13 protein-coding genes are annotated in these 20,621 nt (G+C 50.3%); 1 reads left to right on the top strand and 12 read right to left on the bottom strand.

Annotated elements, in window-relative coordinates:
• Positions 1-28: 28 nt before the first annotated feature.
• The 12 genes from aac(2')-IIb to MHH82_RS13780 form a co-directional block, all read right to left on the bottom strand.
• Positions 29-757 carry a kasugamycin N-acetyltransferase AAC(2')-IIb gene (aac(2')-IIb, locus tag MHH82_RS13835; RefSeq protein ID WP_340966232.1) on the bottom strand — a complete coding sequence of 243 codons (729 nt, stop codon included), beginning with the start codon at positions 755-757 and terminating at the stop codon, positions 29-31.
• Between the two features lie 173 nt (positions 758-930).
• Positions 931-2,307 (bottom strand): Na+/H+ antiporter NhaC, encoded by a 1,377-nt coding sequence (gene nhaC, locus MHH82_RS13830; protein ID WP_340966229.1) that lies wholly within the window; start codon positions 2,305-2,307, stop codon positions 931-933.
• Positions 2,308-2,541: 234 nt separating this feature from the next.
• The gene (asd, locus tag MHH82_RS13825) at positions 2,542-3,627 is read right to left on the bottom strand and encodes an aspartate-semialdehyde dehydrogenase (RefSeq protein ID WP_340966228.1); all 1,086 of its coding nucleotides are present in this window, start codon (positions 3,625-3,627) and stop codon (positions 2,542-2,544) included.
• A gap of 654 nt (positions 3,628-4,281) precedes the next feature.
• Complete coding sequence (locus tag MHH82_RS13820) at positions 4,282-5,880, bottom strand: amidohydrolase (protein WP_340966226.1); 1,599 nt, start codon at positions 5,878-5,880, stop codon at positions 4,282-4,284.
• Between the two features lie 129 nt (positions 5,881-6,009).
• Positions 6,010-7,245, bottom strand: coding sequence for an RICIN domain-containing protein (locus MHH82_RS13815; RefSeq protein ID WP_445661963.1), 1,236 nt, complete (start codon positions 7,243-7,245; stop codon positions 6,010-6,012).
• 349 nt (positions 7,246-7,594) lie between these two features.
• Positions 7,595-8,098 (bottom strand): VOC family protein, encoded by a 504-nt coding sequence (locus MHH82_RS13810; protein ID WP_340966225.1) that lies wholly within the window; start codon positions 8,096-8,098, stop codon positions 7,595-7,597.
• Between the two features lie 15 nt (positions 8,099-8,113).
• Entirely contained in the window at positions 8,114-9,457 is a 1,344-nt protein-coding gene (locus MHH82_RS13805; protein ID WP_340966223.1) for a helix-turn-helix domain-containing protein, read from the bottom strand.
• A 312-nt stretch (positions 9,458-9,769) separates the two neighbouring features.
• The gene (locus tag MHH82_RS13800; RefSeq protein ID WP_015734937.1) at positions 9,770-10,564 is read right to left on the bottom strand and encodes a DUF2935 domain-containing protein; all 795 of its coding nucleotides are present in this window, start codon (positions 10,562-10,564) and stop codon (positions 9,770-9,772) included.
• Between the two features lie 131 nt (positions 10,565-10,695).
• Positions 10,696-13,080, bottom strand: coding sequence for a polyprenyl synthetase family protein (locus MHH82_RS13795; RefSeq protein WP_340966222.1), 2,385 nt, complete (start codon positions 13,078-13,080; stop codon positions 10,696-10,698).
• A 97-nt stretch (positions 13,081-13,177) separates the two neighbouring features.
• Entirely contained in the window at positions 13,178-13,954 is a 777-nt protein-coding gene (locus tag MHH82_RS13790; RefSeq protein ID WP_340966221.1) for an alpha/beta hydrolase, read from the bottom strand.
• A gap of 153 nt (positions 13,955-14,107) precedes the next feature.
• Positions 14,108-17,572 carry a glycoside hydrolase family 2 TIM barrel-domain containing protein gene (locus MHH82_RS13785; protein ID WP_340966220.1) on the bottom strand — a complete coding sequence of 1,155 codons (3,465 nt, stop codon included), beginning with the start codon at positions 17,570-17,572 and terminating at the stop codon, positions 14,108-14,110.
• 268 nt (positions 17,573-17,840) lie between these two features.
• Positions 17,841-18,254, bottom strand: a complete 414-nt coding sequence (locus MHH82_RS13780) for a YugN-like family protein (RefSeq protein ID WP_009592953.1) — start codon at positions 18,252-18,254, stop codon at positions 17,841-17,843.
• A 485-nt stretch (positions 18,255-18,739) separates the two neighbouring features.
• Here MHH82_RS13780 and MHH82_RS13775 point away from each other — a divergent pair, with 485 nt between their 5' ends.
• Complete coding sequence (locus MHH82_RS13775) at positions 18,740-20,536, top strand: hypothetical protein (protein WP_340966217.1); 1,797 nt, start codon at positions 18,740-18,742, stop codon at positions 20,534-20,536.
• Positions 20,537-20,621: the final 85 nt, after the last annotated feature.

Below are 20,621 nucleotides of genomic sequence, written 5' to 3'. Positions count from 1 at the left end.
TGCCTGTTGAGGGATTTTTTTTATCCTTTCACCGAATCGTGAAGTTGACGCCGTAATAGGACAATGCCAATTTACCGGCCACTCTCTGGGAAGAAGCATTATCCCATGAGGTACTGTACAGGGGCAATGCTCCCATTTTCCGCACCTCGATTGCCCAACCGGCAGTAACGGCGGCCGCATAACCTCTCCCTCGAAATTCGGCTAACGTCTCCAGTCCGGCTTCGTGCGCTTCCGTAGAAACGCGAACACTCCGGCAGACCGACACCACCCTCTGATCTTGAATGATCGCGACACAAGGCTGGGCGTAGTCGATTTCCGCGTTCAGCCATTCCAAACCGGCGAGCGAATACTCGGTTATATTGTCTCCGGTGATCGATACCGCCTGCATGTTCGGCGATGACATTGTGATGTCAAGAATCCGATAACAAGGTCCGCTCGTATATTGATCAGCAGCCAGCAGATTCATGTAGTCATCGAAGTGCTTGGGTCTCGTTTGAAAATCTTCGTTAAGAGACGGTTCATTTTCAACCAGCGCCGTCAGTTGCTTGGCAAGTTTGTCCTGAATATCATAACGAAGCCTGCAAACGGCTGAACCGTCGATCGTTCGACCCAAGAAAAATCGGGGAGCCGGCTCCTCTCCCGGCCAAGGCTCGTTAATGGTTCGTATCCGACTATCCAGGTCATGCGTAAACATAACCCGTGCGTGCATCTCCATCAAATCCTTAGCGGTTGGCTCATTTCCAATCCGCTGGTTCATGCTTTCACCCCCATAAGAATATTTCAACCATAGTTTCGCATCACATATCTCCATCGTAGCAGATTTTTCGAACCACAGGTTGGGCATAAATGAATATAAACAATAAATAAAAAGACCCTGTCTCCCTTTGAAACAGGGAAACAAGGCCAACATGGGATCGTGCCTATCTAGGGTCATATCTTCCTGCCAAGCGAGTTCCGCTGCAATCGCGGTATCAAAGCGTACGCAAACGTGAAGAGCGGGCTCAGCCACAGGAAAGTTGCATAAGGTGCGTACTCGATGACCGGTACTCCAAGGGTCGTGGCAAAAAAAGCACCGCTGACGCCCCATGGAATTAAAGGGTTAACCAGCGTTCCACAATCCTCCAATGTGCGTGACAGCGTCTTGGCCGGTATGTTTCGGCGAGTATATTCCTCCTTGAACATTTGACCGGGCAAAAGGATCGATAAATACTGCTCGCCCGTCATGCCGTTAACCGCGATGGAAGATGCACCCGTCATCACGACCACGCTGCTGCTGCGCTTCAGCGGCTGCATGACTTGACGGAAGAAGGCTTCGATGACGCCGCAATGCTGAAGCAGCCCTCCCAAGGATAATGCAATCAAGATTAGCGATACGGACCACATCATGGATTGCAATCCGCCGCGGTTGACAATGGAAGCAACGGTTTCGTTGGCAACCGTGCTCTTGTAGCCGCTCTGCATCACGCTGAACCAGACATCGACGGCTGCCTGCTGCTGAACAAAGGCCGTCACGATCAGTCCGGTTACAATGCCTGCGATGAGTGTCGGCAGGATCGGCATGCGCTTGACGGAACAGGCGATAACGGCAAGCGGCGACATCAACGTCAGCCAATGAATATGGAATCCGTCATGAAGCGCCGCCTTGATTAGATTTATCGAGGACAAATCCAGCGCGTTACTTGTGGGCGCAAGCAGGAAAAAGACCGTTGTCACCACAAGGGCCGGCACTGTCGTGTAGATCATATTGCCGATATGGGTGAATAAGGATATGCCGGCGACCGCGGGAGCAAAGTTCGTGGTGTCGGAGAGCGGCGACATTTTATCACCGAAGCAAGCGCCGCAGATCACCGCTCCGGCTGCCAGCGTCGGAGAAATTCCTGTCGTTACCGCGATTCCCATAAAGGCAACGCCAACCGTACTGACTGTCGTGAAGGAGCTTCCGGTGAACATCGAGACCACGATGGTCACATATAATGCGCTCACGGCAAAATAATGCGGTTCAATATAATCCATGCCATAGTATAAAATGGTCGGTACCGTGCCGCTCATCATCCATACCGCAATCAGAATGCCGATGAGCGAAAGAATGAGAATCGGCATAATCGCCGTTTGAATTCCTTGAATGATGGCGGATTCGAGCCGCTTCCAGGAAAACCCGAACAAACGCAGCAAGGCCGCCGTACCGACGGTGGTTGCCAAGAGCGGAAGATGCGGCTCTGCTTTCAGCAAAAAGATGGAGACAAACAGCAGCGCCAGAATAAACGCGATAAGAATGATGCTTTTTGAGAAACTGAGATGTCGTTCCATGATGCTAAGACTCCTTATCCATTGTCGTGGCGGGAGTTACCTCCCGTCCATTGATGATGAATGTTTGACTTTTTCGCTTTTATGCTTTTCGGCTTTTTGGCTTCTTTGCATTGAAGCACAGAGTAACACTATAAACGATAAGGACGGATGCCGTCAATGTAGGAATCATGAACAATCACCAAAAAAAGACGACTGCTTGCTGCAGTCGTCTTTTATCATATATAGGATGTATCGTTATTTCGCTTGAATGTAACCTTCCGCTTTCAACAGTTCCGCAATCAGAACGGCTCCGCCGGCTGCACCGCGCAGCGTATTATGCGAGAGGCCCACGAATTTATAATCGTACAGGGAATCCTCGCGCAATCTGCCAACCGAAACGCCCATTCCGCGCTCAATGTCGCGATCCAGCTTCGTCTGAGGCCGGTTCTCTTCTTCAAAATACGTAATGAATTGCTTAGGCGCACTAGGGAGTTCCAGCTCTTGCGGTCTGCCTTTAAACTGCTGCCAGCGATCCAGGATTTCCTCCTTCGACGGCTTGTTCTCGAACGACGCAAATACGGTAGCTAAATGGCCATCGGTTACGGGAACGCGTATGCATTGCGTCGTAATCAATGGGGATTCAGCTTTCACGATCTCCCCGTTCACAACGCTGCCCCAGATGCGAAGCGGCTCCTGCTCGCTCTTCTCTTCCTCGCCGCCGATATACGGAATCACGTTGTCCAGCATATCCGGCCAATCGGTGAAGTTCTTGCCGGCCCCGGATATTGCCTGGTAAGTGGAAGCAACGACATTCGTAGGTTTGAAATCAAGCAAAGCGTGCAGCGCCGGCACATAACTTTGAATGGAACAATTCGGCTTCACCGCAATGAACCCGGTTGTTGTTCCCAGACGTTTGCGCTGTGCGGCAATCACGTCGATATGACCCGGATTGATTTCCGGAATGACCATCGGAACGTCAGGCGTCCAGCGATGGGCGGAGTTGTTGGAGATGACGGGTGTGCCCGTTTTGGCATAGGCCTCTTCCAATGCCTGAATCTCGTTCTTCTTCATGTCGACCGCGCAGAATACGAAGTCAACCTCTGCGGCAACCTGTTCCACCTGCGATGCATCCTGAACGACAATGCCTTTCACCTGCTCGGGGATCGGTGTAGCCAGCTTCCAGCGGCCCTGTACCGATTCTTCATACGTTTTCCCGGCCGAATTGCGGCTGGCTGCAATGGTGGTCACTTCGAACCATGGATGCCCATCCAGCAATTGCATAAAACGTTGACCCACCATTCCTGTTCCACCGACAATTCCCACTCTAAGTTTTTGTGACATTCGCTACTCATATCCTTTCAATAATGTCGTCATGTTCCCCATACATCGATGTACCGTACGGACAAAAGCATGCAATAAATAAACTTCTACTAGATAATTATTCAAACCGGCAAGATCCGTGTAGGTTTCCCGCCTTAACCTTCGTATTTCTTTAGATATAAGAAAAAGTTTGCTTTCTCAGAAGACGGACTGCTTATATCAGACCGTTACTTACGATATACGAACGGCAAGCCACTGATGTCTAACCTTTTGGATCACTTAACAAAAAAATCCCACCCCCAAGACCGTAAGTCTCAGGGACGAGATTGTTATACTCGCGGTACCACCCCAAATTTGCCAATATGTCACCATATTCGCCTCATCGAGTACGGCATTACACGGGAATGCAGATACTCTAGCTCTGTAACAGGAGCTCCTGGCACACCATCCCCCTCCGTTGAGAGTTCCTTGTGCTGCTCAGAGTCTTTTTTCAATAAAGAACGCTTTGCCCCTTTTCAGCTGCCGGAGCTCTCTGTACAAGAATTCGTTTATTTACTCGTCTCGTCATCGCATTTGTTATGATTATTATATATAAAACCATTTCGTCGGTAAACCATATTTATAAAATTTTCACGAGAATGATCAAGATGGTTAAGACCGTTCCTGTCGTGACACCTACTCGGCATAACCGATTTCCCCGTTAATCACCGTCATTCTGACCTTCGCCTCCAGCAGCTCGTCCGGCTCCATCCCATCATGCAAGCAGCGATCCACTACCGTGAAATCTGCATATTTGCCCAATTCCAGTGTTCCTCGTTGATCCGCTTCTCCCGCTGCCCCCGCGCTGCCGAGCGTAAACAGCCCGAGCGCTTCCGTCAGGCTGAGCTTCTCCTCCGGCAAATAGCCTGCGTGATTCTCCTCCGGCTTGCGTCTGGTAATGGCAGCATGAATCCCGAGCAGCGGATTCAGCGGCTCTATGGGAGCGTCGCTGCCGCCGGAACAAGGCAGCCCCGAACGCAGCCACTTCTTCCATGCATACAAACAGCTTGTCCGATCAGGACCTACGCGCTCCAGCACCCATGGAAAATCGCTGGGCACAAACCGAGGCTGCAGGTCCACGGCCAGCTTCAGCTTGCTCATTCGCTTAACTGTATCGGGGTGTACAATTTGGGCATGAATGAAGCGGTCGGGAAGCTTCGCAGCTCTGCTCAGCGGAAGGATTTCAAGCACATCCGTCATCATCTCTGCCGCGCCGTCACCGATCGCATGAAAAGCAACGGGATAACCCAGCCTGCGCGCCTTGCCAACAATCTCCCTTAGCTCCTCTGGCGTATGCATGGCCAGCCCGCGGGTATGCGGCGCATCATGGTAAGGCTCCTTGAGCAGCGCCGTTCTTCCTCCAACCGCCCCGTCCGCGAACAATTTAACCGCTCCGATGCGATTCCATTCGTTCCCGCTGCCTGCCTTGACGCCGAGCTCCTCCATTTCATCAAGAAAGCCATGGAACATCAGCTGATGGGTACGGAAGCGCAGTCCCTCCTCGCGCAGTTCACGATGGATCCGCTGCATCGCTTCCACGCTGCCCAGCAGGCGGAGGTCTTCCGTATGCGCTGCCGTCAGGCCGAGCCGAAGGGCATCACGGCATGCCTGAAGCATCGCAGCTTTCAGCTTGGACGGGTCAGGCTCCGGCTGGACCATGGTAAAAGGCACCGAAGCATTCTCGTAAATGCAGCCGTTCAACCGGCCATCGGCATCCCGGCCGAAAGCGCCGGACTCCGGATCGGGCGTGTCTGCAGTGATCCCTGCTCTTCGAAACGCTTCCGAATTACCGAGGAAAGCATGAAAACAGGTTCTCGTCAGATATACAGGATGCTCCGTAGTGATGTCGTCAAGCTCCATCATATTCGGGATTACCGGGTCCGGAAAATGGTTCTCGTTCCAGTTCAGCCCCATGATCCACTCCCCAGGCGGCGTTACCGCAGCCCGAGCTCGCAGCATAGCCAGCATCTCGTCTTTCGAAGCCGCCTCGGTGAAGTCCAGCATGCCCAGCTTGAGTCCGTGCATGCCGAGATGCATATGGGCATCCACCAGGCCTGGCAGCACGAAAGCCCCTTCCCAATCCACCGTTCGATAATCCCGTCCCGATATCTGCAGGCGCAGCTCGGCCGCACTTCCCATGGCACGAATGATGCCGTCTTCTACATATATCGAGTCCGCAGTCGTTGCAGCGTGCGGTGAATAAAGAAGACCGTTTGTAAAAAGGACAGGTTCCATGTGTCTGATTCCTCCGGATTTTTCCCATCATTATACCAGACATGCCTTCAGCTCGTCAGCCGGCGCCGCCCCAAGGCAACCCTCCCCAAAATGAAACAGGCGGTCCCAAACGGGACTGCCTGTCCAAGCTTAATTGATTTTGGTGAAAGCCCACTTCTGCGCATCCGTGCCATTGTCCGTCCATTGCTGAACGGCAGCCCCGTCCGCGGTGGAGGCACTGGCTACATCGACTGCAAGCCCGCTCGCTTTGGACACAAGTTTATAATAACCGCCTCCAACATCAATGATCCTCCATCGCTGTGCATCCGTACCATTATCATTCCATTGCTGCAGCTGAACGCCGGTGGAAGTGGACGAATTCGGCACGTCGAGAACTTTGCCGCTATGCACGGCCGTGAGTTTGTAGTATCCGTCTCCCGTGCTTTCCACCCGGAACCTTTGGTTATTGGCGACGTAGTTGGTCCACTGCTGGATTTTGGCGCCGCTGGCCGTGGACACATCCACGACATCCATCACTTTGCCGCTCGCCTTGGAAGCGATCGTATAAATCCCGTCGCTGATGACATTCGATGCACCCGTGTCTTGGTACACGCGTACGTAATCCACCAGCATCTGCGATGGGAACGGCGTGGAATTGTTCGGACTACCCGGCCAATTTCCGCCAACCGCCAAATTCAGCAATAAGAAGAACGGACGCTGGAATTCCTCGGTATTGCCCGTTCCGTTCTCAATATAAAATTCATTGAACTGCTGACCGTCCACAAACCAGCGGATGTATTTAGAATCCCACTCAATACTGTAAACATGGAACTGCGAAAAATCCAGATTGCCGGATACCCGACCGAATTCGGCGTGACCTCCAGCATCCCAGTGAACGGTACCGTTCACGTATGGATTCAGATTTACCCGTTCCATAATGTCGATCTCTCCGCTCTTCGGCCAGCCGACCGTGCTGATGTTGCTTCCGAGCATCCAAAACGCCGGCCACAAGCCTTGGCCAGACGGCAGCTTGATTCGAGCCTCCACTTTTCCGTAAGTAAAGCTCTTCAAATCCTGGGTTTTGATCCGGGCAGAGGTGTAATTCATCCCGCCATAGGATTCCTTCTGCGCCGTAATGACAAGATTACCGCCGGTGACCTGCACGTTCTGCGCGCGATCGGTATAATACTGCAGCTCATTGTTTCCCCATCCCCCGCTGCCGGTACCGATTTCCGGCGTCCAATTGGATCTGTTGAGCGAGGTCCCGTTAAACTCGTCACTCCATACCAAATTCCAGTTCGGCGCCGCATTGGTTTTGTTCACAGGCAATAGAACGACCAGAAGACTAAACAGCAGAACTACACATATTCCTTTTCTTAGCATCATGTTCCCTCCTATTTTCATCGGATTCAGGTTTCATGGATACCTCGTGTGCCAGCATCGTGCGGACCGTCTACTGAAGCTTCGTATCACCTCTCTTTCTCGTTCTCTTGTCTTGCCTTAAACCAATCTATGATGGAAGATTCACTTGTTGTTCTCCTATAAAACACCGTAAATAATGCGCTTATATTTCCATTATATTCCTGTTATATGCCACTATCAACCTAAATTTATATTATTTTACATTCGTCTTTTTATTTCTTTCATTAAATTCCTTACGCTTCTCTCCATATCAAAAAGCCGGCTGCTAGAGCCGGCTTCTGTCACTTCCCTATTTCCTCGTACAAATTCTAACTTATTCACGACAAATCATGAGTTTATTCCCATCGGGATCCTTCACGACGAACCAATGGTTGTGTTCGATTTCCGTCACGAGTTCCACGCCGAGCTTCTTCATATATTCCAAAGAACCTTCCAGGTCCTCTGTCATCAGCATGAAGGCGGGAGTATCGATTGACGGTGCTCCCTCGGGCTGATCTCCTCCCCACTTCGGCATCGTATCCAGAATCACGCCCGTACCTACCATGGGCAAAGGACATAAATGTCCGTTCATAATCTGGCAATCAGCCTCTGGTATGCCCAGCACGCGGCAGTACCAGCTGCGCGACGCTTCGATATTCCGTACCGGAATGAAGATGCTGCCCACCTTGTTCTTAATGGGGCTTGCCTGTGTATGGTTGTCCGTATTCTGCATGGATTCGTTCATGGTTTTTCCTCCCTGGATCATCTTTAGCACGCGTGGTGCCTTAAACGGTCGATACCCTTCCGGCAGCTCTTTTCCGACAGGCCATCTGCTCATGAGCTCCCTCCATTCTTATATCTGCTGCTTGATTTTAACCGGAACATAACACTTCGCTTGGATCATTCCATCATCTGACGCTCCCTCCAGGTCGTAACTGGCATACCACCGGCGTTCTGGATCCGGCGTAAACTCGCTTGAAGCATCGAGCCATCGATAAATTCGATGAAGTACGCCTGTCATCGTGCCATAAGCACCTGATTCCAGGCAGGCATAGGTACCGCCTTCCAACTCAACCTGCACGTCCTTATCTTCAAGGGATGGAAGGAACTCCTCCGGAGGAACTATATAAACCTCGTAGGCGGAGCTTTCCTCCAGCAGACGGTCGTCACAGCGCATGAATACGCGAATACGCGAGTCACCCCTAAACCCGTTACACGATAACCAGGCAATCGAAGCTTCATCCGCTCGTTCCACGCAGTCCGGCCCCTTTCTGCGAAAGGCTATCGCCTTAAGCGTAGACAACTCCACAATTTCGATCCTTCCCATCAACTTGCTTCGTTCCACGGGAAGGTAAAGCTTCATGCGAACGATTTGATTCTTGTTCAGTACATATTCTTCCATGAAATGATGCTTTCCTTGCTCAAACACACTGCGGGGCAGCCATTCGGAGAACAAACGGTTCCATGTGTTCTGAATGCAGTCTTCCGCCACCGATGGCGTTCGGACCACTGCATACAGCCCGCCATCAAGAACGATGGCTTGCAGTTCCGGATGATTCATCATCCGGGCCCGCTCCTTCACGTCAACAGCGAGCAATTGATATCCGAACGGCTTGCTTTCATCCTCCAGGTCCACGTTCCAACCGAAGAGCCTCAGCTCATGGATATCGATATGGTGAGAAGACATAAGCGTCCGGAAATGATCGATCGCCGCGGTTTCTATCCCTTTCTCATGCTCTGCAGCAAACAGACAACCGATCCCTTTCCGGGGAAGCAAACGGGTAATCCTTACTTCAGGAAAGCGTTCAGAGGCATCCCGCTCTCCCATGAATGTTATCCGTTCATTCAGGTTCATCCGTTCAAAACTGTAGACCAGCCGAGCTTTCCGGTATGCTCCTGGAGTTAGACCTGTGCACCTTTTGAAAGTTTTCATGAATGCCGGGTAGGACTCAAATCCACAGCGGTACCCGATATCGATGGTCGGCAGGTCGGTATTGCGCAAACAGCTGGCGGCTTCGCTGATCCTGCGTCTTCGTATGTACTCCTTGACGGGGTGTCCCGTTATACTGTGAAACAATCGATAGAGATTCGGCAATGACATGGCTGCCACGCCGGCAATTTCCTCGAGTGCCAGCGGTTCCGTGAGATGATCTTCGACAAAATCAATGGCGCGTTGAACGATTTCACCGGTCTGCATTTCTTGTCCTTTCTCTCACTTATGATTGTAGCTTCCTATGAAGACATCATACCAAATTTCAGCGAAGGCGAACTGTACTTTTTTATCAAAAATTCGATCTCGTCATGGCAAAATCAAAAAAGCAGTCTCTTCATTGACAGCAAGAGAACTGCTTTCCATTCAAATTGTTAACTTGGTCGGCTTGCTTGGAGATACTGCTCCCGTAGATCGCCATAAGTGCGACGCGGCCCTTCTTCCAGTGAATGTTCAGCCCCATGAGAAGAAAGTGAAGATTGCCTTTTTTAACTCGAGATAGAGCCCATCCTTCATCCATCAACCTGTGACTCTCGGCTTCGTCGGATCGCAGTTCGGGCTCTGTACTTCGCCCAGAGCAGCCAGCTTGGACAGATAATAGCATTCTTCCCGATACATATGATCCGGCATCAGCGGATTGATCCGGTCCAGCACTTCCCCGCGCAGCTCAAGCTCCTCGAGTTCCGACAGAAAGTGCATGAACACTCTCATTTCCAGGTTTACATCGGCATGAAATTTGCGCAGGGCGGGAAAATCCTTCAGGCGGGTCCGCAGGTACCCTGTCATTTCAACAGCTTTCAGATAAAACCCTTCAAAATCTTTCTGGAACGCCATGCTTTTGGCAATCAACGGCTTTTCGGCAAAATCCAGATCAGCGGCCAGACTTGCCGCATGACCAAAGGCATCCTGCAGCCAGACCATATCATAATGCAAAGGATGGAACAGCGGCACTCCCTTCCCCTCTTGCAAGGCCTGCAAAATTCGCAGGTATTCCTCCAATTCATTTACCATGTGGTTGACGAAGGACGGGGTCAGGAGAAAATCTATGGTGCCTGCAAGCTGCCGTTCTAATAAATTCAGCTTGAATTCGCGCAATTCTTGCGAAGCATGAAGGGCTTCTTCGTTCAGTTTAGCGATGAATGCGGATGCATCCGGTCGGCGAGATTCACTGAGGAGCCTATCAAATCTGGTCATTAAGGATTCTGCGGTAGCGATGTCCGCTTTTTCCTTAGGCGACAGCGCAGTAAAAATAAACCGGCAGTGGTCCCCAAGAATCTGCAGCCAAAACCGGTGCTCATACAATGGATCACTCATTGGCCTTGCCTCCTCCGGCAGCTTTATTCTCAGAAAATATATGCAGCTGCCGTGGGAGTAGAACGATTGACGACTCCAGCCGGAGCAATCGCTTGCCTTCGATTAGAATACCGACAATTTACGGGATCATCTTAACGTTCACGATTAACCATATAGTTCAATAGATGCTTGAGAAACGCCGTATTGCGCGGCATTTCCTGCAGCGCCTCCATCGCCTGGCAATAATGATCCCACATTTCCCGGCTGGCCCCTTCCTGCCCCAGAATGCTCACGAAGGTCGAGGTGTTGTTCTCCGCATCCTGTCCCCCGGGTTTGCCAAGCTGTTCCACGTTTCCCTGCACATCCAGCAAATCATCCTGAATCTGAAAAGCAATGCCTGCGTGGTAAGCAAATTTCTTCAGGATTGCGATTTCCGTCTCCTTCACCTGAGCCAGAATGGCGGGCATAACCAGCGATGCCTCGAACGCGATCCCCGTCTTGTAGTAACAAACCGTATTCAACTGCTCCAACGACAAGGCCTTCCCTTTTGAATTCAAATCCATCGCCTGGCCGGAACACATATCTCCCGCTCGCTGGGACGAATAGCGTATCAGCTTCAACACCGTTTTCGGGTCAAACCCTTCCAGGGAGGACTGCTCTTCGATCGCCTTCTGTATCAGGAACAACCCGGTAATTTCCGCCGTGGCGCTATCGTGAACCTGATGCAAGGTCGGCCGCCCTCTACGAGTAGAGGCGTTATCCTGGGAAGGCAAATCATCGAATATCAAGGAAGCGGTGTGCATGTATTCAAGCGATCTCAGCAGCGGCACGATGGCTGATGCCTGCAGTCCATATTCCTTCACGGCCATTACCCAAGTCAGTATGGGTCTCAGGCGCTTGCCATCCCCTTCGAGCGAATAATTGGCCGCATCGATCAGCGACTCTTTCATCGGCGGTATGCCGGGAGTCTTGTCGATTTGCAAATGTTGGTTAATCTCATCTCGAACGGATTTAAACGTATCGATAAAATAATCCTTCTCTTTCCGCTCGTTTCTAAGTACGGTTACCATCTGATCACGCAGCAATTTATCAAGGAAATCCACCTGATCGGCTTTGGAAACCATGTGCTGGATAAGACGATTGAATTCCGGGTTCCCGGAAGCGAAAATATCCATAATTTCATTGTATTTCTCGGTGCCGACGCGTTCTTTGCAGCGCTTCAGTCCATTGATGGCCCGGTCGAGCATCACCTCTCGCGTCTTGGCGTCCGAATGGTACACGTTATGAATCAGGTGGGAAATCACCGCCCAGTATAATTCAAAAGGATTGATGAGGTCCTGGCGTTGGCCGCGATATTTTAGATAGTAAGTGTAAGGTGTTACCGCCCCGTCATTCAGGTCTTGAAACATATCGGCAAAATCATCGGCCAACTGGTTGTAGATCCCATAATAGAACGTTCGGTCCTCGAAGCCTTCATCCGCCGCTGCGCTTATAACAGAACGGACAATCAATCGCGAGGAAGAGGATTTCAGGATGATCGGCAGATATAATTCTTCATTGGTGTAATCGGGATTCGCAAGGTCCTTGATACGGTCAATATGCTGCGAATGAAAAAACACGTTGGACTGCTCGAAAAAAGTTTGCTGCGTTTCCGGGCGCTGCCGCCCTTGAATATACTCGAATGCATCCCGGAGCTCCTGATGCACGAAATGAACGAGCTCCATGTTTTTACCGCTCCACTGGCCAAGTTCCGGTACTTTCCCGGTAAGCAGGGCCTGCCGTATCATGTGGGAGTACTGTTCCTTCTCCTGGGCGTTCAAGACCCCTGAATCGAGCAGATCGTCTATGAAAGGATAGGTTAATCCGTAGGAATAACCCAGCCGGATCGCATCGTCAAGACGCGCTGAGCGTTCAGCTGGCGATGTTTCGCCATTCAAATCTTCCATAACATGCATGACAACCCCGACGATAATTTTGATTAATTTGCGCTGGGCTTGCTCTGCATCCATCTTGTCCGGGATATGGGAGGCTACATGCTTCAGTTTGTTGATGACCCAAATCACGGCTGTTTCAATGCCTTCCTTTTGCGCCCAACGGTACAATCCCGCCAGACTCATAAAATCCGGCGTGTCTCCCTCTTTTGCTCCGTTTGAGCGAACCAGAAGTTTTCGGGTATTCGCAACAACTCGTCGTATTCTCTCTTTCGTATCAGGGGAATCCAGCGCCATGCCCAGATCCCTCATATAAATATAGGAAATGCTTCGATCCAAATAATCATCCAATTCGCCTGTATAATTGAGCCATCCGATGTATCTATGATAATTCCGGTTATCCGGCTTTTTCTTCGCCGGCAATATAGAGGACAGCCATGATTGACGTTGAACATGCTTTCTTTTCCATATTAGAATGTCTTCTGTCAGGATAGGCACATAACTCTTATCCTTTACCTGTACATGGAGCGATGCAAAATACTGAGCAGCCTTCTGCTCAGCCTGCCGATATCCCGTATCGGCGTAATCTGTATATGCCACATTCATATGATGGAATCCCTCAACTTCTTTAAATGTTAAACATGCATCCATGTTTATAACCTTTATACGCAGAAGTTTCAATCGGGTTACATTTCAGTTACAGTTACAGGGAATCATCCATAGACTGAAGCCAACGCCCCATGGCCTCCGACACTTCGTCCAGCTGCTCGGCCTCGGTGATGGCGGGTTCATGGTCTCCTTTTTGCATACCGTAAGCTCCGAATTGCCCGTGATTTCCGCCCTCAATCTCTACATAGGTGGTAGCGTCCGGTAGATTCTTTTGGGCAGCCTCCCATTTCGTTCGATCAAGAACGCCGTCCTGCGTACCGGTGATCTGAAGCGCGGACAGGTTTAATCCGTTCAGATTGCCCCCATCGTCAGCGTATGAGGCCATGAAATAGACCCCTTCAATGACATCCGCATGTTCCTTGGCATATCTCGCGGCAAAAACGCCGCCTAAGGAATGTCCGCCGATAACATATCGGTTGTCTGGATGCTCCGCTATGAAGGAATCCGCCTTGTTCTGTCCGAATATGGCGAGATTCAGCGGCATGGAGGCAACATACACGCGATGCCCTTTCTCTGCCATTCTCTTGGCAAAAGGCGCGTAACTTTCGGGCTCCACCAATCCGCCCGGATAAAAAATAATGTCGGGCTGAATCATCTGCCCGTTTACGGGCTCGAAGCGATAGCCGTCTTGGATGCGTTCAACCGCTACCCTCGCGTCGCTTTGAAATGCCGCTTTCGCTTCATCCAGCGGCTCGTAAGTAAGTGAATCCAGTATGGCAAGACCCACGATGATAATGATGGCTAAGATGGACAATATCCAAACGAATGGCCTGATCCATCTTTTGCTCCTCGGTTTATGGGTTTGCTTCATGTCTATCACGGTCCCTTCAATCCAAATATGATGTCATTTCAAATTATACCGCAGGGTTAATTAAATTCCTACGCGCCTGTTCGGAAATCCATTACATCCTTCATAACGAAACCAAGCTGCCGAGTCGGTCGGCAGCTTGGTTTATCTCGCAAATTATGAATCTGTTCGCACAAATCGGAACCAGCCAAAATCAAATTGGCTTCCCGGCAGGAAGATGAACGTCACCTTCTGTTTGCCGGCCACGGGCTCCAGATCGAATACCTGCTCTTCATATTCGTAGGCTTGCCTAAATTCGACCAGCCGGTTGCTTTCGCCATCCGAATGCGCAAACCGAATATGAATCGTATTTTTATCTAAGGCGGATCTGCCGTACACCACCAGTTTCGATGCACCGTCGGCTAAAAAATCCATCTCGTCAAACTCGAGGGAGACGTTATTTCCTATCCCTTGAACAAACCTGTTGTCCAACACCGTAAAGGTATCCCCGTAAATCCGGTCGCAATCGGCGGCAAAGTTGGGCTCAAAGGCTCGATTCCCCGGTTGAAAATAAAACCCTTTGATGTGCACCTTCTGGCGAAGGACAAAGCAAATCGACGTAATGCCGCGCAGCTTCTTGGACAATCGGTAGGTTTCTTCCTGATACACGTTCCATTTGGACTCCTTCTGATAAATGCAATCGGCCAGCAGGGAGCTGCCCTCTTCGCCAGGCATGCCCTCCCAGATTTGCAAAGCGTACGCTTCGCTTGAAAGAGCAAATATCGGAATCGTAATCGTATCGGAGCCATGGGGGCCAAAATCGATGTCCCGGAACCCGACCTGCGTCTCGCCGTCTCTGCTCGTGGCTACGCCTCTTTCGTTTCCGTTCCCGACTTCACCTTGACTGTAATCATATAATCCAGCAGATATGAAAGAGTATGGATCCTTGTATGCTGCACCCAAACCGTCGACCTTAAATTCAAGCTGGGAGATGAGCCGGGTTTTACCTGTCCCGTTCCGGCTCGTACATCTTAATCGAAATTCCCCGTCGCCAAGGGCTGTTACGATGGCAGCATGGCCATTGGCCTCGACGCTCGCAATATTGGATTCGATGCCGGCATCGTTTACGACGGCCCATTCGACTTCCTGATAAGAAGCTGCCAGTGGATGCAATATGGCCCGCACTGTCATTTGTCGATTCGCCGGATCAAAGACCTGACCCTTTTCGCTGATCAGCTCAATCTTGCGAAGCGGAATCTCGTCCCTGTTTCCTGTCAGGCATGGTCCCTCCTCATTCCTCATGCTTGCGGATACTCCTTGCGTCACATCATCCTGTACGGGTATGGAAGTCAAATGAAGGGATTGACGCTCCATGCCTGTGGAGGACACCTCGATCCCGATTCCGCCGGGCTCCAATGTCGCACCGATGATCGCCATCAGCTTGCCGCTGAACAGTCTTCTGCTTAGGCCTTTGTACGGATCGTAATCCGTGCTGTCCCCATTATCGAGACCCAGCAGCCGTCCCGCCCCCGTGACATGGACCTCCACCCGGTTATTGGCATTCTCGACGGAGTACCCATCCTCATCTTCCATGGTGATCTCAACGAAGATGAGATCTGTTCCATCGGCCCTCAGCTCTTCTTTATCCGGACGCAAAACGATCCGCTTGGCATCGCCAAACGATCGTTTTGCATCCGTGGCTACGATACGGCCTGTTTCGTCATAAGCGATCGCTATTAATTCGCCTTTGACGTAAGGAATCTTCCACCACCCAACCAGCTCTCTTCCTCGTGCATGGTCAATGTCATGCGTACCCACGGTTTCCCCATTGAGTCGTAATTCTACTTTTGGCGCATTGGAGCAGATGCGAACATCTATCATCTGACCGTCATTGAAATCCCAATAGGGCAGCAGATGCACCATGGGCTTCGTTTTGTAATCCGTCCAAGCGGCTTGATAGATATAATAGGAGTCCTTTTTAAAGGTTGCCGTATCAATCTGTCCGAAATAGGAGTTTTTAGTATGGTACGGCGTAGGCTCACCAATATAATCGAACCCTGTCCATATGAATTGACCGAGCGAGAAGGGCGTATCCCGTTCAGCCAGGATGCATGCCTCCGCCGATTTCGCTCCCCAGCTAGTCGAGCTGTTGCCGAGGGAGGAGCACTGCTCGTCATCATCGGCCAGGATGGATTTTTCGAACGGGAAATGGTAGATGCCTCTGCTTTGTACGACGGACGCGGTCTCACTGCCATATATGATCCAATCCGGATGTTCCCGGTGATGGTTCTCGTAATATTTCTCGGCATAGTTATATCCTGCTACCTTCACGATATCGGCACATTGCTGCGCGTTCTCCCAAGGCATATAATTCGATCCAATGGTAACCTTTGCATTTTGCTTAGGATCGTATGTATAAACCTCATCCATCAGCATTCTTGTGATGTCCTGGCCCCTCTCGTCCGCATGAGTATCATATATCTCATTCCCGATGCTCCACATGATAAGGCTCGGATGGTTGCGGTCCCGTTTGACCCAGCTCTTCACGTCACGCTGAACCCATTCCCGAAAGAACCTGGCATAATCATAAGGCGTTTTCAGCCGCTCCCACATATCGAAGGCTTCCGATACAATCAGCAGCCCCATTTCATCCGCAAGCTCCATCAGCTCCTTAGCCGGCATATTATGGGCGGTGCGAATCGCGTTAACCCCCATTTCTTTCAGAATTTTAAACCTTCTCGCCAATGCGGTTTTGTTAAAGGCTGCTCCCAAAGCGCCAAGATCATGATGCTCGCATACGCCGTTCAATTTGAAATTGCTGCCGTTCAGCAGGAACCCTTGATGAGGATCCAGCCGAATGTGTCGGAATCCCACGTTATGAGTGACTGCTTCCAAGATTGCATACTGCGAAACTGCGGAACGCTTGGTTCCGCTCAGCTTCATTTCGGTCACCAATTGATACAAATTAGGTTCTTCCGGACTCCAGAGCAGCGGATCCTTGACAGCTAATGTTTGCGTATTCAGGATGCTGCCTGCACTGCTGCACGTGTGATTGGCGTCGACCCGGTCAGAAGTCTCGGCGATGATCTGTCCATCCTTCAAAATCACATGCTTGATCAGCACATCATCCACGACCTTCATTTCCGTCTCGACTTCAACCAGCCATCCATCTTCCTGATGCTTAGTCGCTATATAAACGCCGTCCGTGACGATGTGGTTGGATTCCCTTGTCTTTAACCATACATTCCGATAAATGCCTGCCCCGGAGTACCATCGGCTGTTCGGGCTTTGATGCACAACCTTTACGACGATGACATTCTCACCGTCCTGGAGCGCCTCCGTTATCTCGTGTTCAAATGAAGAATAGCCATACTTCCATTCGCCCATAGGACGACCATTGACATAGACGGAAGAATCCATGTACACACCGTCAAAACAGAGGAAGACCTGACCGCCGTCATTATTCCGCAACCATTCCTTCCGGTACCAGCCAATGCTGTTCTCGTATAAATCCTCCGTGTTATGTATGAGCCAATCATGAGGAAGATCAACAGGCTGAAATTGTAGATTCTCCGAATCTTCAACGTCCAAACCGCTTTTTGCAAACGTCCATCCATCATTAAACAAAGCTCTTTTATTCATGGATGATATCACCTTCTTCGTTTATTTATTAATCAATGCGGGACCGCAAATTCAGTCAATCTTACTATATCAGGATGCTTTATCATTTGAGCCTTCTTCAAAAAAGTTCTAAGGTTTTCAAAGGATGATCTTTAATTTATGTATATTCTTGCACTGGACAAAAAAAAAGAGCCCTTCGCATGCAGCACGCATCAGAGCCCTTGCTTCATTATATTGCAGATGTGCCAAAAGAGACCAAGCGTCCCGAATCTCTTAGGATATCTTAATGTTAATGCAAATACCCCGTCTCCACCTCGTCCAAGACTTTTCTCGCTTGTTCAACCCACATATCGTCCACCGAGGCGTCAGGGTCGATCGGCGACTGGAATTGATCGAAGAGAGCTCCCAATAAACGTGGTCTCGCATGCTTATCGGTCCCCTTATTATATATATGCCTGAAGACAAATGGTCGGCCAAGCTTGATCGTTGCATGGCATCCGCCGCATTCGCCATCCAAGCTGCCCTTGGTTACGTGAAAGGGAATGCGAAGCCACACCATCCGCTCCTGATCCAATCTCCTATCCAAATAGCCATGCTTGTAATCCCAATTGCTGGCTAACGTAAAATCGTGTTTGCATAGATAAGTATCGATGTTTACGAAACGATCCTCCATATTCTCCAGTCGCGATTCCAAATTAATCATGTTAACGCCCACCTTCACATTTTAGTTCTAGGATGGACGTGAACTCCCGCCTTTATACGGTTCGCTGCTGCTTGCGGTATCCTGATGACCGATTGTTTCGGGTGCTGAAATCGCTTATGCTTGCCCACTGTCTTAAATTACTAGTCATGATGACATAGCTCTCCCATTCTGGATCGCAGCTATTAAATATAATGCTGACCTTTCCTATAAACAGTGACACTGGACCAACCAAGCGCCAAAAACGCAACTTTCTTCCTGAGCTGTTAGCCTTATTCTTGTTCATATTCATATAATTTATGTCATTTAGTTATATTATTCCATTTTATATCTAGTTCCTTTTATACCGATCACCCGTTCGATTGATTGGTGTCTATAATGTCCCGTAAGAACTTGGGCTCATCTTTTTTTGAACTATCAATGCTATAATAACCCCGTTTACTAAACAGAGAATACGTGGAGTTCTCGCAGAGAAACGGAGGGAAAACATGAAAGTGAAAGGTTACCAGAAGCTTGCTGGTCTCTTGGTTGTTATGCTTCTGGTGGGGCTGCATACCCCGGCTTACGGCGAAAATAATTCAAAAAAAGCGACTTGGATATGGCAGACGGATCTGATACGGGATGGCGGCGAAGAGCTGCTTGATTTTTCCCGCGAAGAAGGCATTAATCTGATCTACTTGCAGATCGATCGTCAGCTGTCGTCGGAGATATACGAGGCGTTTATAGAGCGTGCGCATGAGGACCAAATCGCGGTCCATGCCTTGGGCGGAGACCCTAGATGGGCGCTCACCGAACATCTCGATGACATGCTTGGTCTCGCTGATTGGGTAATTGACTATAACGGCAAAGTTCCGGCAGGTGCTCGATTCGACGGGATTCATCTGGATGTAGAACCGTATGTGCTTGCCAAGTGGCAAACTGAACAGGACCAAATCATCACCACCTGGGAACAAAATCTTAAGGCGTTCCTGAGCCTAGCTTCCGGAAAGGGACTCAAGCTCGGGATCGATATTCCTTTCTGGTTTGACCAATACGCCTTGGCGGATGGAACCGGACTTAATGAATGGCTGATCGGTGCGTTTGACCATGTTACCGTCATGGCTTACCGGAATGAAGTGGAATCCGAGCATGGGATCCTGGACTTGACGCGGGCTGAGCTTGAGCTTGCCGACAGGCTTGGGAAACAGATTCTGATCGGAGTTAATACCAAGGAGATGCCAGGCGAGTCTTATACCACCTTTTATGGACACGGGAAGGACAAGTTGAATCAAAAATTGGATCATCTCTCCAGTGCGCTCGGTTCTTATCCATCCTTTGCCGGTGTCGCAATCCACGATATTCGCAACTGGCAAAGCATGTCTGCTGATGAGATCGTCCCCCCTGGAAGCACGGATCCCGTTTCCCCGACACCGGCCCCGGAGCCAAATCCAGATCCAGAACCCGGTGAAGGCGATCGCGTGCCGGATGCGGATCCGGTGACGAGGGATCCTATGGTAAGAGGCACTTATATATGGGAAGCCCATGAAGTCGTTCAAAACAGTCAGGAAATTCTTGATTTTGCCAAAGAGAAGAAATTGAACTGGCTGTATGTACGCCTTGATCTGGAACAGCCGTACAGCTCGTACTCGTCGTTTGTTAAACAAGCGGCTGCGGCAGGAATCGAGGTTCATGCCATGGGCGGACATCCGATATGGGCCCTAGAGGAGAACCGGCCGAGAATGATGCGGCTCGTCAATTATGTGAAGAGCTACAATCGCGCCGTTGAAGGCGATGAGCGTTTCCACGGCATTCACCTGGACATTGAGCCTTACGTGCTGCCGGCATGGAAAGAGGATTCGCAGCAGGTTATTTCAGAATGGACCGCGAATCTGGATGCATTCGTTACGGAATTGAAAAAGGATTCTTCATTGGAAGCCAGCATGGATATGGCCGTGTGGCTGGATAAATATAAAGTCACCGGCGAGGACATGTCGCTCAGCAAGTGGATGATCAATCGTATGGACCATGTTTCCCTCATGGCCTTCCGGGATGTAGCGGAGGGATCCAACGGCATCATCGGGGTTTCCAAGGAAGAGATTGCATTTGCCGATGAGCTGGGCAAGCCGATCAAGATATCGGTAGAGATCAAAGCCAGTCATGAAGGCGATCATATCACCTTCCACGAAGAAGGTGCCGCCTATATGGAGGAAGAGCTTGCCAAGCTGCCTGCTTTATTAAAGGATTCGCCTTCCTTTACCGGCAGCGTCGTGCATGCTTATGCGTATTGGAAAAGCGCGAAGCCGTAAAATGTAAGAAAGAACATAACCCCATTGCTCATAGAGGAGCGATGGGGTTATTTCATTGACGTTTCAGCCGGTGTGACTTACTCTC

This window comes from Bacillus sp. FSL K6-6540, assembly GCF_038007545.1.
This window is presented reverse-complemented; position numbering and strand designations above follow the sequence as displayed.

Bases quoted from the DNA above. Each gene is read 5' to 3' on its own strand.
- nhaC (WP_340966229.1), bottom strand. From the start codon at position 2,307: ATGGAACGACATCTCAGTTTCTCAAAAAGCATCATTCTTATCGCGTTT.
- asd (WP_340966228.1), bottom strand. From the start codon at position 3,627: ATGTCACAAAAACTTAGAGTGGGAATTGTCGGTGGAACAGGAATGGTG.
- MHH82_RS13820 (WP_340966226.1), bottom strand. From the start codon at position 5,880: ATGGAACCTGTCCTTTTTACAAACGGTCTTCTTTATTCACCGCACGCT.
- MHH82_RS13815 (WP_445661963.1), bottom strand. From the start codon at position 7,245: ATGATGCTAAGAAAAGGAATATGTGTAGTTCTGCTGTTTAGTCTTCTG.
- MHH82_RS13810 (WP_340966225.1), bottom strand. From the start codon at position 8,098: ATGAGCAGATGGCCTGTCGGAAAAGAGCTGCCGGAAGGGTATCGACCG.
- MHH82_RS13805 (WP_340966223.1), bottom strand. From the start codon at position 9,457: ATGCAGACCGGTGAAATCGTTCAACGCGCCATTGATTTTGTCGAAGAT.
- MHH82_RS13800 (WP_015734937.1), bottom strand. From the start codon at position 10,564: ATGAGTGATCCATTGTATGAGCACCGGTTTTGGCTGCAGATTCTTGGG.
- MHH82_RS13795 (WP_340966222.1), bottom strand. From the start codon at position 13,080: ATGAATGTGGCATATACAGATTACGCCGATACGGGATATCGGCAGGCT.
- MHH82_RS13790 (WP_340966221.1), bottom strand. From the start codon at position 13,954: ATGAAGCAAACCCATAAACCGAGGAGCAAAAGATGGATCAGGCCATTC.
- MHH82_RS13785 (WP_340966220.1), bottom strand. From the start codon at position 17,572: ATGAATAAAAGAGCTTTGTTTAATGATGGATGGACGTTTGCAAAAAGC.
- MHH82_RS13780 (WP_009592953.1), bottom strand. From the start codon at position 18,254: ATGATTAATTTGGAATCGCGACTGGAGAATATGGAGGATCGTTTCGTA.
- MHH82_RS13775 (WP_340966217.1), top strand. From the start codon at position 18,740: ATGAAAGTGAAAGGTTACCAGAAGCTTGCTGGTCTCTTGGTTGTTATG.